Genomic DNA, 13,634 nt, shown 5'->3' with positions numbered 1-13,634 from the left:
CAGTCTCACCGATCGTGCGCCGGAAAACGCCCTCGATTGCGCCTCCGCCACAGTTCGATTGCGCGCCGCTACAGGTATAGGCGGCGCGCAGCGCGAACTCGCGACGGTTGTACTCGACCACGATGCCCTGCGTGTAGCCCGGCAGGTTAGCGGGGAAATCGTAGGCCGCAGACTCCCAAAGCGACCAGTTCATGAAGTCGACGCGCGGATCGTGGGCGTAGATGTTGCCGTCGAAGAAGTCGCCCAGCGCGAATTTGCCCGCCACCACGGTGATCCGCTCGATATCCCGTGTGGTCGCGACCTGGTTCGGCCCGTCCGGCACGGTCTCGGTCTCGCCGCCGAGCCCGAAGGTCTGACGCACGAAGTAGCGCTGCGAGCGCAGCTTCGGGGACGACGAGCCGGCCTTCTGCGCCTCGCCGTTGGGAAAGCCGGCCACGCCGAGCGTGCGGCTCAGACCGAAGCCTTGGTCGAACTCAGGATTGTAATACAGCTCGGTGCTGTCGGTCAGCTTGAACCCGAGGAAGGCGGTGGCGGTGAGCGTGCCGCGCGCCTGATGCGGCACGAGGCTGTTGTCGCCGCGGTAAGGCGAATGGAAGCCCGTCACCCCCTGGTCGATGAACGTCGTCTGGCCGTGCAGCGAGAAGCGGCCGGTGTCGCCGTTGTCCGGATCGTGGGGGGCGAGCTCGTCGGGTTCGGGAGGTAGTCGCAGTCCTCCGGGAACCCAGAGGAGCCGCGCCATCACCTGGTTCGAGGTGAACGAGGCCTGGGTCGAGAACGCCCTGCCGTCCGGACCCATAACGCTGCCGAGACCGAAGCGAGCACTCCGGCCGTAATCGGCATAGCGATAGTCGATGCCCAGGGCGAGGTTCTCAGCGATCGCGAACTGCACGCCGGCCCCGAGTGTGAAGCCGAGATAGGAGTGGTCACGCCTTGCGATCCCGGCGAAGCCGGTATCCAGGTCGGGAAACGTGGAGCGGAAGCGTGTCTCGGCGCCCGCGAGGCCGAAGGTGGCGTAAACCAGGTTGCGTTCGAACGCGTAGCCGATACGGGCGCGGGCAGCGCCGAACAGATCTGCCTGAGCGCGGATGATACTGAAGGAGGCGTCGCCGTTCTCGAAGCCGAACCCCGGCACGGTCGACGACACGGGCCGCTTCAGGTTTGCGCCGTAGAGGTCCGCCTCCAGGCCGTAGACGTACGGACCGGTCTGCCAGTTGTAGCCGCCGACGACACCGCCCAGCACCGTCGTGGCATTGCGTCCCTGATCGCTGCGGCCAGTGCTATCCCCGCTTCGAAACGCCGGCACGGAGCGACGCTCGACCGAGCCCGCGTCGAAGTTGAAGCTGCCGTAGGCGTCTCCGGCGCTGCCCTCGACGCCCAGATACCCGCCGGACCAATCTGCGACGGTCGAGCGATCCGACGATGAACCTCTCCAGTCGGCGGCCCGCGCTTGGTCCAAGCATAGGATCGCGATGGCGCCACCCAGAAGCGGTAAAAGCTTCTCGGTCGGCGATAGGATCCGAGTTTGCAGAGATCTCATGGTATAGCCTCGATTTCTTAATGTATAAATTTCATCTTTTTATGCATCTACGATAAAACGAATGTTTGATGAAATCTCGGATCCATTCGGGGGCTTGGATCACGCGATAAGTTCATGACGGAGCATGGCAAAACCCACGTCACCCAGACCGGCGACGGCGAGGCGGATCAACAGAGCCGTCCCGAAACGGCGCGAGCGCATGATCCGCAGCAGGATCGAGAGGACGTGCAGTGCGCGCTCGTGGATACGCACCAGCACCGGACGCTCGGCTGGCCGCGCGATCGAGCGTCGCTCCGTCCCCGGCCCTGCGCTGGACGGTAGCGCGAGCGGCCGGCGGTCGAGCGCGACCTGCAAGCCCATTCGGCTCAGCCGATGCGCGACCTGAGTCCCGGTCAGGGCGCCGCGCCGCCCGATCAGGCCGGCGCGGTAGGCCTGCATCGTCAGCCCGAACGCCGATCGACCGAGGCCTGAGAGCAGCCTCGCGAGGTTGGGATGCCGAACCATGATGATCTCCCTGTGTCGTTCGATGCTTAGATGTGCAGCACGATCGCGCGCTGGCTCCGAAGCCCGTTCGGGTGATCTCGACCCGGCGGCCCGTCCGCACTGTCGAGGATCGTCTGAGCCGGCACGTCACGTTCGGGCACCTCGTAGACGGCGAGCCGTGCCCGAAGGGCGCATCGCACGAGATCCAGAGTGTGCGGGCCGCCGGGGAAGGCCGTCACCAGATCGGGTCGGGCGTCCTCCAGCATGAAGCGGTTGCGCACCGCCTCCGCCGTCTTGCCGTAGCGAACCCAGTTCGGCGGGTAGCGCACCACGTGCACGCCGGCCCGCCGCGCCCAGTCCTCGGCCGCCGCGCAGACGCCGCCCAGACCGCCGTGGATCAGGACCGTGACCCGGCAGTGGCGGTGCAGCTTCGCCAACTCGAAGCTCACGAGATCCCGGTATTCCAGATGACCGCTACCCCCAACGACAAGCCGCATGGTCGCCTCCCGCTCAAGCTGCCGGCCGGAGGCTCGACGCCTCCTGAACCGGATCCTCGCCGTCGCCGCCCGGACCGCCGGCCGAGACGGTCTCATCCTCGCCGCCGAGCACCGCCTCGTGCCGCCGTTCGAGCAGGGGGGCGCACAGGGCGGCGACGTGCGAGTGCACCCGGCGCAGATCGCGCAGAGTCCGCAGGAACAGCGCATTCGCCTCCGCCATCGCGGCCGGATCGGCGTCGTGCGGCGCATCGCGCAGGCGCTCGACGTGCCGGTCGATGGCCGCGCACTCCAGCGCGCGCAGGAGACCCTTGCGCAGGGCCACCGTCCGCGCAACATCGAGGTCGTCGCGCAGGAACGCGGCGAGCGCGAGCTGCAGGCTGGTGAGCGCCTCAGCGTGGAGCCGTTCGATGTCGGCGAGTTCCTCGACCGAGAACGGCTCGCCGGTCCGCTTCAGCCGCCGGCTGGCGAACGCGACGAGGTTGTTGGCGATGATGTCGCCGACGTGCTCAAGGTTGAGCACGAAGGTCAGAATCTCCTGGGCTCGCGCCTGTGCATCCGCCGAGACGGTGCCGACCTCCTCGCCGCCGAGGTCAGCCAGGTAACGCCGGATCGCGAGCCCGATCCGGTCGATGGTCGCGTCCCGCCGCCCGGCCGCGCCGGCCAGGGTCCGATCTCCGGTGCGGAACGCCTGAAGGGCATCGCGAAGGGCTGCGCCGGCCAGATCCGCCATGTGCAGGGCTTCGAGGGCGGCGTTCGCGAGGGCCAGGCTCGGGGTCGCCAGGGCGGTGAGGTCGAGGTGGTGCGACAGCTCCGCGATCGGCGCGTCTTGCCGTGAACTCTCGGGCACGATCGGCGCGGGCAAGAGACGCTTGGTGAGGCGGCCAAGCGCGGCCGTCCAGGGCAGTACGAGGATGGCGAGCGCGAGGTTGAGCGCGAGATGGAACGCCACGGCTCCGCGCGCAGGATCAGCGACGCCAAACTCGGCGAGGCCCGCGGTGATCGGGTCGAGGAGCGGCAGCGCGGCGGCGCAGCCGGCCGCTCGCACGAGCAGGTTACCCAGGGGAAGCCGGCGCGCTGCCGGCGCACCGGCCGCTTCGAGATAGGGCGGCAGTGCCGCGCCGAGGTTGGCGCCGAGCACGAGGGCGAGGGCACCCTCGAGGGTGATCACGCCGGCGGCCCCGAGCGAGACGATGAACAGGATCGCCGCCACGCTCGAATGAGCCGCCCAGGCGAGCACCGCCGCCGCCAGCACGGCCAGGAACGGCTCGGTCGCGAGCGCCCCCACGAGGCTGCGCAGGACCGGCGCGGCCTCGACGGCGGTGAGGCACTGCCCAAGCAACGCGAGCGCCGTCAGCATCAAGCCGAGGCCGATCAGCGCCCGACCGAGATTGCGCGGCTTGGACCGATCCGCGCGCATGCGGAACAACAGGAACCCGAACAGGATCAGGACGGGGGCAGCCGCGGCCACGTCAAAGGACAGCATCTGCACGATCAGTGCCGTGCCGACGTTGGCGCCGAGCATGAGGGCGAGGCCGGCCGAGAGGTCGAGGGCGCCGCTCGCGGCGAAGGCGGTCGCCATGAGCGCGGTGGCGGTGCTGCTCTGGAGCACCGCCGTGACGAGCAGACCCGCGAGGCAGGCGCGTGCTCGGCCCTTGAGCCCGCGCCCGATCAGGTCGTGCAGCTCCGGCCCGAATCCGCGGGCGAGGCCGGTCGTGACCATGTGCGTGCCCCACAGGAGCAGCGCGACGGCGCCGGCAATGTGCAGGAGGGTGAGCGTGCCGGTCATGGCGCCCGTCCGCATCGACTCGAGGCCGCAGTGAAGTCGCCCAGGGCGTCGCTCAGGATCCGGTCCGCGAGGGCAGCCGAACCCTGCGAGTCGGCCGTCAGCAGATCCGGCCGGCGATCGTGCAGGCACGCGAGGATCGCCGCGCGCCGCCACACAGCCGGGTCGCGCAGGCTGAGGTGGAGCGCGGCCAGGTCCGACCCGAGCCGTCGGAGCAGGCCGGCTCGGACGGCGGCCGGGATGAAGCGCCGCTGCACCGGTCTAGCCCTCGCCGCCGAGGGCGAGGCCGACGATGCGCACCAGGACGAGGCCGCCAGCGACGACGAGGTAGGCGCGCAGCACCACCATCCACACGCGCGCCGGCAGCGACAGCTTGGCGGGCGGGAGCTGATCCAGCGGCGGCATCCGCCAGCGCTCGCGCGGCACGGTTGCCAGGTCGCCGGCCGCGGGATCGACGGCCAACCCATCGGCGCGCGTGCGCCGACGCAGGAGCGCGAGCGCGCCCGCGGTGACCAGCGCGACGAGGCTGCCGCCGACGAGCACGCCGACGATGACGGTCTCGTTCGTGGCGTCCGGGAACAGGACGGACGCGGTCAGGATCAGCGAGAGCATCACAAGCACGGAGATCACCGCGCCGGTGAACAGGTTCATCGCGCGCCCGTTCACCCACGGCCCGAGCACGGCGCTGTCGTTGCACAGCAGGAGCAGGAACACGCTGGCGCTGGGCAGGAGCACGCCGGCCAGCGTCTGCACGGCGTTGGTGAGCAGGCCGAGCGGCGTGCCGGGCGTCAGCACCAACCCTGCGGCCAGTGCAATCAGTCCGGCGTAGACCAGGAAGAAGCCCTTGGCCTCGCCGGGCTTGCGATGCAGCGAGTGCCGCAGGGCGAGGACGTCGCCGATGGCGTAGGCGGTAGCCAGCGACACGGCGGCCGCGCCGATGATGCTGGCGTCGATGAGCGCGAGCGCGAACAGCACCGCCGGCACCGGGCCGACATACCGCTCCAGCCCCGCCGCGACCCCACCCGCGTCGCCGAAATTGCCGAACTCGGGCCTTCCGGCGAAGGTCGCGGCGCAGAAGGCCATCATCGCTACCGCGCCGACGATGACGAGCACGATGCCGAGGCAGAGATCGGCCTTCTCGTAGCGCATGAAGCGCGGCGTGATCCGCTTGTCGATGACGTAGCTCTGCTGGAAGAACAGCTGCCAGGGCGCCACCGTGGTGCCGACGATGGCGATGATCAGCAGCATCACCTCCGAGAGCTTGGCGCCCGCGGGGAGCCGCGGCACGAGGAAGTCCCGGGCGATCTGGCCCACCGGCGGGTGCACGATCAGCACCACGGGCATGAGCAGGAGGCTGCCGGCGACGAGCGCCAGCGCGAAGCGTTCGAAGCGGCGGAAGTCGCCGGTGCTCGCGGCCGCGATCACGAGGATTGCAGCTCCGAGCACGCCCCAGAGCTTTGGCACACCGAGATAGTCGAGGCCGAGGCTGATGCCGATGAACTCGGTGACGAGCGTCAGGGCGTTGAGGAGGAACAGGTCGATGACGCTGAACGCGCCCCAGAACCGGCCGAACCGCTCCAGGATGAGGCGGGCGTGCCCGACGCCCGTGACCGCGCCGAGGCGCAGCACCATCTCCTGGTTGACGAACAGGACCGGGATCAGCAGCGCCAGCGTCCACAGCAGCGCCGTGCCGTAGTTCTGGCCGGCCTGGGTGTAGGTGCCGAAGGCGCCGGCATCGTTGTCGCCGACCATGACGATGAGCCCGGGACCGAGGATCGCCAGGAGCGTCTTGAGGTGCGCCCCCCAGCCGAGCCGGGGGGCGTGATCGCCCTCGGCGATGGTGCCGAGCGCGCCGCGAATGTCGCCGCGATGGGCCTCGTCCAAGACGGCCGTGGCGGGAAGGCTGGACGCGTCGAGCGCCGAGGTGTGAGAGATCATAGGTGTCGTCCGACGCCGAGGATCAGGTGAAATCGTCGGCGGTGCGAACGCCGCCCGCTTCAGAGCTGCCCTTGGGCAGCTTCTCGGCGATGCCGAAGCGCTCGGCGCGCCGGTGCATCTCGGCCCAGATCTCGTCCGGGGCGATGCCGCACTCGCGCCAGAGCACGACGAGGTGGTAGAGCAGATCGGCGCTCTCGCGCACGGTGGCGCGAGCGTGCTGGCGCGACGCCTCGAGTGCGACCTCGCCCGCCTCCTCGATCAGCTTCTGCGCCATGCGCTTGGCGCCGGCCGCGAGCAGTCGCGCGGTGCGTGGGTTGGTCTGCGGGGAGACCAGATCGAGCGCGGCGTAGAGCCTGGCGATCTCATCGGGCCCTGTCGCGCGGGCACCCTCGAGCTCGCCGGGACAGGACGGGGCAAGCCGGCCTCCCGGGCCGGCATCGCCATCCGCCGCCGCAAAGGACGGCACGCCGCGACGCGGCGGCAGGGGATCGCGGACGAGAGAAACCATGCCTGATGACTCCGAGCTTGGGTCGCGTGCGACCGGCTGGACTCGGGCAGGGCATTCCGGTGCGGTTCAGGCCGCTCGCGAGGAGAGGTTGTCGCGCCAGGTGACGCCGTGCTCGCGATCCGAGCCGGGGCGGGTGTGGTAGATCCGTCGGTCGCGCGCGCGACTAGGAGGCTCCACGGTGGATGAAGATCGGCCTGTCATGGTGCTTTCACGGCGCGGAGCCGCCGATACCTGAGCGGGTATCGGCGGCTTGTCGGATCAGCGGGGTGCGAGTTGCCAGGCGCAGACGAGACGATCCGCTTCGTCGCGTCGCCAGACGGCGACGACGTGATCGGCCGCCCACTTGGCCGGTGCCAACGTGTCACCGGTGACGGGACGCGTCGATGTGGGAGCGGCCGGGCTGGCGCCGCTGCGCCGCTGAGGGAAGAGCCCGGACCGCAGCGCGTAGGGCAGCGCGGGCGCGAGGGCGTGGACGAAAGCCATGGTCACCTCCTGTTCGTCGGGTGGTTGCGGATGCGACCCGAGAGGAGGTTGGAGCGCCAGCTGACGGAGCTGGCGAGACGAGGTCTTGCCGGCTCAGACCGTCAGATGATGGCGCCCCGCTCCGCGCGGGTCGACCATCCCCCGCCGGCGCGAGCCCGCACCGGACGGTGCGCGGCCTTCACCGATGGAGGACGAGGGTCTAGATCGAGGGTTCATCGGTCCCGAGGCGTTGACATCGGACCCGGCGCGCGGCCGGATACCTGACCGGGTATGGTGACGGGGCTGACGGCTGTCAAGCCGAGTTCTTTAGAAAAGTTCTAAAATTGAAAGGTTGGACGAGTTCGATGGCGAGACGGGATGACGGCGTCGACGCGGGAGCACAGGCTCGGAGTGACACGCACGTACTGCGGGACAAGCGCGGGCTGGTGAACCGGGTGCGGCGCCTGCGCGGTCAGGTCGACGCCATCGAGCGCGCCTTGCAGGGCGAGTCGAGCTGCTCCGATCTTCTGCAGCGCATCACCGCCGCGCGGGGTGCGATCAATGGTCTGATGGCCGAGGTTCTGGAGGAGCATGTCCGCGAGTATCTGATCCCGCAGGCCGACTTGCCCGAGGGGACGCGCGAGGACGCCGGCGAGGAACTGATCGAGATTATTCACTCATATTTGACTTAGATCACGTTAATAATATGTATAGATTTTTTTATTAGATCTAAATAAATAAATTATAGTAATAATCTTTTCAAGATATGTAAAACTATGATTCTTAGTCTTGGTGTGTTGAGCCCGAGCCGATCGCTTGATTCGTTCGATACCGGTTACGCCTGCCGAGTGCACTGTCCGGCAGCCTCTAGCTCGGCCGCCATCTGCAGGGTTTCCCACGGGCGCTGCTCGGCCAGACGAAGTAGTAGCGTCATGGTCTTGGTCACGCAGGAGAACGCAGCAAGCGCTCACATCCGTTGTTGATGATCTCGACCGTGCCGGGATGATCGAGGACGACCAAGAGCTGGTTGCGGGCGTAACCGATTTTAGCCTGCAAATCACGCGTCAGGTCGCAACGGCTCGATGCAAACAGGATCTCGGGCAGTCGCCGCTCGAGCGACCGGCGCTTGGGAGGCCAGATTTGCAGATTTGTGTAAATTTTTCTTGACGTAGTTCGATCAAGCTTCAAAGTACGCGTTGCAGAAAGCTGGAGTGACTCGGGTGCAAATCATCGCGGTGGCCGCGCGCAAAGGCGGCGTCGGCAAGACGACCCTTGTCACCCATCTCTCGGTAGCTTCGTGGCAGGCCGGCTTGAGGACAAAAGTGATTGATCTAGACCCGCAGACCACAGCGTCTGAATGGGCGGACGCCCGAGGTGATGACGCTCCCGACGTGATCTCAGCTCAAAGCAATCGCCTATCAAAGATTCTGGAGGCAATTCGCGAGGACACAGACATCGTCTATCTCGACACGCCGCCAGCAGCCGGCGACGCCGGTGCAGCGGCAATCGAGGCGGCCAACCTCGTCCTTATCCCTTGCCGCATCCAGGCTGCCGACCTTGCGGCTGTCTTGCGGTCCTACGACAGCGCGAGAGGTCAGGACCGGCGTGCGGTTGTCGTATTCAACGATGAGAGCCCGCAGCGAAGAAAATCGATCGTGGACGAGACAAACACCGTACTGGCCATGAAGGGGATTGAGACGGCGCCGGTGGTGATCCATTCGCGGATCGCCTACGGCGAGAGCCAGGATCAAGGCCGAACCGTTTTAGAAACGGATCCCAACAGCGTGGCGGCCGACGAGATGCGCCAGCTTTACACCTGGGTCACAAAGCAGTTAAATCAGAAAGGTGCAAAGGCGGAAAAATCCGCTTCGAAAAAGTGATAGCTTATGGCACGCATTTCCGGGGATGATTTCGCAAAACGACTGGAAGCGAAGACCAGACCCGTTGAGCCCCAGCGCATCGATCCGCCTGCTCATCGGCCAGATCGCACTGCGGCTCTTTCCAGAAAGGAGCAGTTAAGCCGTCAGGGCCTGTCGTTCACTGGCTATTACGTGAACGAAAAGGCGCGCGAACAGCTACGCGACCTCGCCTATCGGACCCGCCGAGACAAGCAGGATCTATTCAGAGAGGCGATGAATCTCCTATTCGAAAAATACGATATGGACGCCGTTTCCTACGACTAATCGGGGACCCGGACGCCAAGGTGCTTTTGCGCAACGCAAGATTTGTAGATTTGCAAAAATTTGGAAAGGCATAACTTTGCAAAAAGATTAATACCAATTTGTGCCGCCGGATAGCGGCTCGCCGTTTTGCCTTTCTGCCTCCTTCGCCGCGGTCCGGTCGCCCTACATCGAGGCGAATGCATCGTGGACTGCCTTCAGGGCTGGCGGCCCAGGAAAGGCTGCGGACTTCTCCGGAGCCGCTTAAGCCAGCGCGGCGCACGGCAGTGCGGTTCCAAGACACAGACCAACGAGGAAGGTCGCGAGTCGCCACGAACCTCCAGCAGCAGCGCTCAACAATCTGGCTCCGCTGCCGTTCGCCTACGCCAACACCTTACGTCGGCTTAAATCGATGACGGCCGCGGAGACGCCAACGTTGACTTAAGCGTGGCGTCCGGCCGACATGCGCAATCCGGCTGACGCGCCTCGCGCGAGTCGCTGGCACCATAAGGAGACCACGCCGCCGCAAGTCGACCCCTGAAAAGGCAACGGGCCCCCGGTCGCCAAACCGAGAGCCCGTCAAAATCGAAAAAGTGGCCGCGAGGGCCCTCAACCATCCCTCACAAGCCATGAGACGCCCCTGGGCGTCAAGCGGGAATGATAATTCCCGCGATGATGAGGCTTTGCCTTGTGGACCGGACGCCATCGCGGTGGCCCGGAACGACCTGTTGCGGCCCGATGAGGGTCGAGAGACGTGTTTGCAGACGAAATCCGCCGCGCCATCGAGGCTGCGAGCCGAATCACCCTGCCCCAGGTCACAGCGCTGCTCTGGCGCGCCTATGGGGAAGGAAAGGTCACGGAAGCCGAGGCCGAAGCGCTGTCAGGGCTAATCGAGACGCGCACAGACGCGCCTGCAGCTCGCCGTCTACCGGCAGATTTGCGACTCAGTCCCGAGGCTGAATTCCCACCCACGACCCAGGATCGTGCAGGATCACCCAGGAGGGCCGTCGGCTCGCGCCCGCGCACGGACGCTTCGCTGGAGCGCCGTCGCCGCTGGGCTGCCTCGGGGCGGCTCCCGCCGGGGCTCGCGGCCCGGTTCACGCTGGCCGAGCAGGCGGTCCTCGCCCTCGTGGCGGCCGAGACCGTACGGCGGAAGGACTGCCGGCTGTCGATCGAGAACATGGCCGCGGTGGCCGGCGTGTGCCGCTCGACCGTGAAGAACGCGATCCGTGAGGCATGCCGGCTCGGACTGCTGACCGTCGAGGAGCGGGCGATCACCGGCTTCCGCAACGACACCAACATCGTCCGCGTTATCTCGGCCGAGTGGCTGGCGTGGCTGCGGCTGGCGCGGCGCGGCGACACCCTCCCGAACCGGAGAGGTCAGGCGGCTCCCGTCTTCTCTCAAGGGGGAGGGGTCAAAAGCGTGACCAGCACGGATACTCAAGTTCTAGACCTGTCAGAATCGAGGAAAACAGAACCGTCGCAATGCTGCCGGAGGGCAGCGGGCGACCTCGACCGGAGCGCGCGCGCAGGAATCCGCGCGGATCGTGGCGGGGCCAGAGCCATGCGGTGATCGCATGCGACAGGGCCGCGACGTCCGTCCTGCCGAACGCACCGTCCGACCGAGCGAGCCCGGGTGGCTCAGGATGGCGCTCAGGACCCGAACGCTTCCGTCGTGCCGGAAACATCACCTTCCGCGCGGGTCGGAGATTCTGAACCGAATACGGTGGAGAGCCGTGAGGCGGCGCCCGCCGGTTGCGCCTCACGGCGTTGATAACAGTTATCCATCCATGCCAGAATGCTCGGAGGAGGAGCCGTCATGCCCAGCAGCGCCGATCTCGGTCCCCGGCTCGAACGGTACGTGACCAGCCTGGTGACGACCGGACGCTACAACTCGCGCAGCGAAGTGCTGCGCGAGGGCGTGCGCTTGGTCGAGGAACGGGAAAAGCGCCTCGTCGCGCTCGATGCCGCGATCGCCCGCGGCTTGGCCGACGCCGACGAGGGGCGGGTCACGCCGGCCGAGCGAGTCGCTGAGCGCCTGACGGCCAAGTATCGGGCCCGGGCGGAAGCCGGGGAGGCATGATCGTCGTCTTTACCGAAGAGGCGGAGGTCGATCTTGAGCACATCGCGAACTACATCGCCGAGGCGAATCCCCGCCGTGCGGTGAGCTTCGTCGACGAGCTGGTCGACTGCTGCCAGCGGCTGGCCGAGGCCCCGCAAGGATACCCGCTGGTCCCGCGCTACCGGCACAGCGGCGTGCGCCGCCGCTCCTATGGCCGATACCTGGTGTTCTATCGGGTCGGCGCGGACCGCATCGATATCCTGCACGTCCTCCACGGGGCCCAGGATTACGAGGCGATCCTGTTCCCGGGTGATTGAGCGGCGCCTTCGCACCCGGCCGGTATGGCTGAGCCGCCCCGGTCTCCCTCGCGATGGACACCGCAAACAGCGCGTAGCGGATCAGTCACTCACAACCCCACGACCCAGGCGCGTTCACGAACGTCAGTGCGTACGATCGGGCGACATCGGGAAGCGAGTCAGCGCGCAGGCCGATCCTGCGGAAGCCCGCACGCTCCCCGGCGGCATGCCGCCGGGGAGCGTGCGAGCAGGGCGTAGGGCCTGTGGCGGCCGCCGATCAGGGCCTCGACCAGCAGCCGCTCGACCTCCGGGACCGTGTTCGGTCGCGGCCGGCCGAGGATGCGGGCGACGCCCGCGGCATCGTCGGCGCTGCGGGTGAGGCGCGTGAAGAACACGCCTTTTCCGCGATGTCGTCCCGGTCGTACAGGCAGAGCTCTCTAGCATAGCCGAACAGGACGGTGATCCGGTCTTCGCGGCTGAGGCCTGCGGCGTCGACCGGCACGGCCGGCAACGCGGCGGCGTTGGCCGCATCGAAGCGCTCCAGGCCGAGCGTGACGCATGACGGGCCGAGGCCGAGCCGCTGGCTGGTCACCGCGTCCGGTCCGCCTGGATGGACCGAGCTGGCGGGAGGCTGACCGACGTCGAACCCTCGAACTCGTCCGTGGTTGTTTCGTACGATCCAACTACCGATGGTCCCCAAGCGGACCGGACCATATTGTTTCGTACGATATGTCCAGATCGCCGACCGACCCGACCACCCGGACCTATTCCGGGCTGACCGACGCCTACGCGTTCTTCAATGCCCGGCTGTTCACCGGCCGGCTGCCTGCGTGCCTGATCACCATGCAGCGCAAGTCCAAGGCCTACGGATATTTCGCCGGCCGCCGCTTCACCACGCCCGACGGCGTCGAGGTCACCGACGAGATCGCGCTCAACCCCCGGCACTTCGCCGAGCGCTCGACCGAGGCGACGCTCGCCACCCTGGTGCGCGAGATGGTCCACCTGCAGCAAGCGCATTTCGGCACGCCGTCCCGTCCCGGCTACCACAACCGAGAATGGGCCGAACTGATGCGCACGGTCGGGCTGATCCCGACCGCGACCGGCGAACCGGGCGGCAAGCAGACCGGGCAGCAAGTGGGTCACACGATCGAGCCGGGCGGCCGGTTCGCCCTGGCCTGCGCCGAGCTGATCGAGGCGCAAGGCTTCAGCGTGCCCTACGTCGAGCTCCGGAACGAGGCCGAGCGCGAGGCGCGGGAGCGGAAGGCGGCGAGCAAGACCCGGTACACCTGCCCGAGCTGCGGGGCGAACGCCTGGGCCAAGCCGGGGACCCGGCTCGCCTGCGAGGTCTGTCATCGATCGATGGAGGTGCGACGGCGTTGACGCGCGATGGCGCTCTGTTTGTTTCGTACGATCGATAGCGCGTCGGGGCGATCACTCCAGCAGCCAAGCCACGGGCCGCCACGCGAACACCCGGCGCAGCAGGCGGCGGCCGAGGAGGGCCGCGAGCCCGGCCCCGAGCATGAGCCAGGCCGGGCCCCAGGCGATGAGCCTGTCGCGCAGCGTCAGGTAGATCACCGCGGGAACACCCCCGACCGGCGCGACCGTCCCCTCCGTCCAGAGCGGGAGCTCGCAGTACCGCCGATTCGACGCCGCATCCGTCTTGAGCTGCGACGGGGTGCAGGACTGGCTCATCTGGCTGCGCAGGTCGGGGTTGGCCGCGACCAGGGCGAGCCACGCCGGGCCGTCGGAGCGCTGGGTCAGGCCCGCCCACTTGGCGTCCAGGCCGAGCGTGTCCCTGCGCCCGAGCCAGTAGCCCGCGCCGCCGCACAGGATGGGGTGCCGACATAGGACGGGCACAAAACCACGCTAAGGAGACAAACGAGGAACGAAGTTTGGGTTGGAGCGATGC

17 protein-coding genes and 1 pseudogene are annotated in these 13,634 nt (G+C 67.5%); 7 read left to right on the top strand and 11 right to left on the bottom strand.

What is annotated here, in order from left to right; translation table 11 throughout:
- The 8 genes from LGR69_RS31350 to LGR69_RS31315 all read right to left on the bottom strand — a co-directional run.
- Positions 1 to 1,537: outer membrane beta-barrel protein (locus LGR69_RS31350; RefSeq protein WP_412768920.1), on the bottom strand; the 1,537-nt coding region annotated here is incomplete at its 3' end.
- 99 nt (positions 1,538 to 1,636) lie between these two features.
- On the bottom strand, positions 1,637 to 2,041 hold the full coding sequence (locus LGR69_RS31345) for a hypothetical protein (RefSeq protein WP_043075315.1): 405 nt from the start codon (positions 2,039 to 2,041) through the stop codon (positions 1,637 to 1,639).
- A 26-nt stretch (positions 2,042 to 2,067) separates the two neighbouring features.
- Complete coding sequence (locus LGR69_RS31340; protein WP_230368545.1) at positions 2,068 to 2,517, bottom strand: SLOG family protein; 450 nt, start codon at positions 2,515 to 2,517, stop codon at positions 2,068 to 2,070.
- A 13-nt stretch (positions 2,518 to 2,530) separates the two neighbouring features.
- A complete protein-coding gene (locus LGR69_RS31335) occupies positions 2,531 to 4,303 on the bottom strand; it encodes a Na/Pi cotransporter family protein (protein WP_043075320.1) in 1,773 nt (590 codons plus the stop codon).
- The gene (locus LGR69_RS31330) at positions 4,300 to 4,557 is read right to left on the bottom strand and encodes a hypothetical protein (RefSeq protein WP_043075316.1); all 258 of its coding nucleotides are present in this window, start codon (positions 4,555 to 4,557) and stop codon (positions 4,300 to 4,302) included. Before LGR69_RS31330 ends, LGR69_RS31335 begins: the two co-directional genes overlap by 4 nt.
- A 4-nt stretch (positions 4,558 to 4,561) precedes the next feature.
- Entirely contained in the window at positions 4,562 to 6,238 is a 1,677-nt protein-coding gene (locus LGR69_RS31325; RefSeq protein WP_127993400.1) for an NRAMP family divalent metal transporter, read from the bottom strand.
- Positions 6,239 to 6,260: 22 nt separating this feature from the next.
- A complete protein-coding gene (gene hisE / locus LGR69_RS31320) occupies positions 6,261 to 6,746 on the bottom strand; it encodes a phosphoribosyl-ATP diphosphatase (RefSeq protein WP_127993401.1) in 486 nt (161 codons plus the stop codon).
- Positions 6,747 to 7,004: 258 nt separating this feature from the next.
- A complete protein-coding gene (locus tag LGR69_RS31315) occupies positions 7,005 to 7,229 on the bottom strand; it encodes a hypothetical protein (protein WP_043075366.1) in 225 nt (74 codons plus the stop codon).
- 344 nt (positions 7,230 to 7,573) lie between these two features.
- Here LGR69_RS31315 and LGR69_RS31310 point away from each other — a divergent pair, with 344 nt between their 5' ends.
- Positions 7,574 to 7,900 (top strand): metal/formaldehyde-sensitive transcriptional repressor, encoded by a 327-nt coding sequence (locus LGR69_RS31310; protein ID WP_043075367.1) that lies wholly within the window; start codon positions 7,574 to 7,576, stop codon positions 7,898 to 7,900.
- A gap of 262 nt (positions 7,901 to 8,162) precedes the next feature.
- Here the strand turns inward: LGR69_RS31310 and LGR69_RS31305 are convergent.
- Positions 8,163 to 8,336: pseudogene (locus tag LGR69_RS31305) on the bottom strand (IS66 family transposase); the annotation flags it as partial.
- A gap of 92 nt (positions 8,337 to 8,428) precedes the next feature.
- On the opposite strand from LGR69_RS31305, the gene LGR69_RS31300 reads away from it, so the two are divergent.
- The 5 genes from LGR69_RS31300 to LGR69_RS31280 all read left to right on the top strand — a co-directional run bounded on the left by LGR69_RS31300 (position 8,429) and on the right by LGR69_RS31280 (position 11,746).
- Positions 8,429 to 9,088, top strand: coding sequence for a ParA family protein (locus LGR69_RS31300; RefSeq protein WP_043075369.1), 660 nt, complete (start codon positions 8,429 to 8,431; stop codon positions 9,086 to 9,088).
- Between the two features lie 6 nt (positions 9,089 to 9,094).
- Positions 9,095 to 9,391 carry a ribbon-helix-helix domain-containing protein gene (locus LGR69_RS31295; protein ID WP_127993403.1) on the top strand — a complete coding sequence of 99 codons (297 nt, stop codon included), beginning with the start codon at positions 9,095 to 9,097 and terminating at the stop codon, positions 9,389 to 9,391.
- Between the two features lie 730 nt (positions 9,392 to 10,121).
- The gene (locus tag LGR69_RS31290) at positions 10,122 to 10,940 is read left to right on the top strand and encodes a helix-turn-helix domain-containing protein (RefSeq protein ID WP_043075362.1); all 819 of its coding nucleotides are present in this window, start codon (positions 10,122 to 10,124) and stop codon (positions 10,938 to 10,940) included.
- A gap of 246 nt (positions 10,941 to 11,186) precedes the next feature.
- A complete protein-coding gene (locus tag LGR69_RS31285; protein ID WP_043075363.1) occupies positions 11,187 to 11,450 on the top strand; it encodes a type II toxin-antitoxin system ParD family antitoxin in 264 nt (87 codons plus the stop codon).
- Entirely contained in the window at positions 11,447 to 11,746 is a 300-nt protein-coding gene (locus LGR69_RS31280) for a type II toxin-antitoxin system RelE/ParE family toxin (protein ID WP_043075364.1), read from the top strand. The genes LGR69_RS31285 and LGR69_RS31280 overlap by 4 nt, the downstream gene beginning before the upstream one ends.
- A 158-nt stretch (positions 11,747 to 11,904) precedes the next feature.
- Here LGR69_RS31280 and LGR69_RS31275 read toward each other — a convergent pair whose 3' ends face one another.
- Positions 11,905 to 12,120 carry a hypothetical protein gene (locus LGR69_RS31275; protein WP_043075365.1) on the bottom strand — a complete coding sequence of 72 codons (216 nt, stop codon included), beginning with the start codon at positions 12,118 to 12,120 and terminating at the stop codon, positions 11,905 to 11,907.
- A gap of 334 nt (positions 12,121 to 12,454) precedes the next feature.
- Between LGR69_RS31275 and LGR69_RS31270 the strand changes: the two genes are divergently transcribed.
- A complete protein-coding gene (locus LGR69_RS31270) occupies positions 12,455 to 13,105 on the top strand; it encodes a SprT-like domain-containing protein (protein WP_127993405.1) in 651 nt (216 codons plus the stop codon).
- Between the two features lie 51 nt (positions 13,106 to 13,156).
- Here the strand turns inward: LGR69_RS31270 and LGR69_RS31265 are convergent, their stop codons facing one another.
- Complete coding sequence (locus LGR69_RS31265; RefSeq protein ID WP_230368544.1) at positions 13,157 to 13,582, bottom strand: hypothetical protein; 426 nt, start codon at positions 13,580 to 13,582, stop codon at positions 13,157 to 13,159.
- Positions 13,583 to 13,634 lie beyond the last annotated feature (52 nt).

This window comes from Methylobacterium brachiatum (genome assembly GCF_020523825.1).
Lineage (GTDB): Bacteria > Pseudomonadota > Alphaproteobacteria > Rhizobiales > Beijerinckiaceae > Methylobacterium > Methylobacterium brachiatum.
The sequence above is the reverse complement of the archived record's forward strand: the minus strand, read 5'-3'. Positions and strand labels throughout refer to the sequence as shown.

What these genes read in the sequence shown, in the direction of transcription:
- LGR69_RS31345 (WP_043075315.1), bottom strand. Translation starts at nt 2,041, where the DNA reads ATGGTTCGGCATCCCAACCTCGCGAGGCTGCTCTCAGGCCTCGGTCGA.
- LGR69_RS31310 (WP_043075367.1), top strand. Translation starts at nt 7,574, where the DNA reads ATGGCGAGACGGGATGACGGCGTCGACGCGGGAGCACAGGCTCGGAGT.
- LGR69_RS31340 (WP_230368545.1), bottom strand. Translation starts at nt 2,517, where the DNA reads ATGCGGCTTGTCGTTGGGGGTAGCGGTCATCTGGAATACCGGGATCTC.
- hisE (WP_127993401.1), bottom strand. Translation starts at nt 6,746, where the DNA reads ATGGTTTCTCTCGTCCGCGATCCCCTGCCGCCGCGTCGCGGCGTGCCG.
- LGR69_RS31270 (WP_127993405.1), top strand. Translation starts at nt 12,455, where the DNA reads ATGTCCAGATCGCCGACCGACCCGACCACCCGGACCTATTCCGGGCTG.
- LGR69_RS31315 (WP_043075366.1), bottom strand. Translation starts at nt 7,229, where the DNA reads ATGGCTTTCGTCCACGCCCTCGCGCCCGCGCTGCCCTACGCGCTGCGG.
- LGR69_RS31295 (WP_127993403.1), top strand. Translation starts at nt 9,095, where the DNA reads ATGGCACGCATTTCCGGGGATGATTTCGCAAAACGACTGGAAGCGAAG.
- LGR69_RS31285 (WP_043075363.1), top strand. Translation starts at nt 11,187, where the DNA reads ATGCCCAGCAGCGCCGATCTCGGTCCCCGGCTCGAACGGTACGTGACC.
- LGR69_RS31280 (WP_043075364.1), top strand. Translation starts at nt 11,447, where the DNA reads ATGATCGTCGTCTTTACCGAAGAGGCGGAGGTCGATCTTGAGCACATC.
- LGR69_RS31335 (WP_043075320.1), bottom strand. Translation starts at nt 4,303, where the DNA reads ATGACCGGCACGCTCACCCTCCTGCACATTGCCGGCGCCGTCGCGCTG.
- LGR69_RS31325 (WP_127993400.1), bottom strand. Translation starts at nt 6,238, where the DNA reads ATGATCTCTCACACCTCGGCGCTCGACGCGTCCAGCCTTCCCGCCACG.